At 51.0% G+C, this 676-nt stretch carries 1 protein-coding gene; it reads right to left on the bottom strand.

Annotated elements, in window-relative coordinates; translation table 11 throughout:
• Positions 1–176 precede the first annotated feature (176 nt).
• On the bottom strand, positions 177–676 hold a 500-nt coding region (locus COY37_RS00250; protein ID WP_286975442.1), incomplete at its 5' end, for an ANTAR domain-containing response regulator.

Raw genomic sequence — 676 nt, 5'->3', positions numbered from 1 at the left:
GCCCTTACTCTCAAAAGCCCTTACTCTCAAAAGCCCTTACTCTCAAAAGCCCTTACTCTCAAAAGCCCTTACTCTCAACCCACACCCCATTAACCTATTCATCTACCCTGAAAATAACTATTTTTGTCCTCTGGTGGTGCCACTTTTAGTGGCATGGATGTCTATTCAACAATTCACTATTCACCCAAAACGGTTTCTGCTACCTGCTTAAGCGAGAGTTGCTTATCCATGCTCCACTTCTGGAGCTGCTTGAACGCATCGGCTTCGTTGAGCCCGTGCTCTTTCATGAGCACCCCTTTAGCCCGCTCCACTATCTTACGCGCTTCAAGCCGCTCTTCAAGGCCTTTAACCTGGCCCCCAAGCTCTTTCATCTCAAGAAAACGGCTTCGCGCTACTTCGATCGCGGGCATCAAATCGGATTTATCGAAGGGTTTTACCAGATACGCCATCGCACCTGCTTTAATCGCCTCTTCAACCAGGGATTTCTGGCTGTAAGCGGTAAGCATGACCACGGGGCAAATACCCGCCGCCGTTATTGCCCGCGCCGCTTCAATACCGTTCATCCCGGGCATTTTAATATCGAGGATGGCCAGGTCGGGGTGTAAGGTTTCAGCAAGTTCAAGCGCCGTTTCTCCATCCCAGGCCTCACCCACAACCGCATGGCCGAGTTCGACCA

Origin of the sequence: Candidatus Aquicultor secundus (assembly GCF_002791875.1) — a bacterium.
Lineage (GTDB): Bacteria > Actinomycetota > Aquicultoria > Aquicultorales > Aquicultoraceae > Aquicultor_A > Aquicultor_A secundus.
The sequence above is the reverse complement of the archived record's forward strand: the minus strand, read 5'-3'. Positions and strand labels throughout refer to the sequence as shown.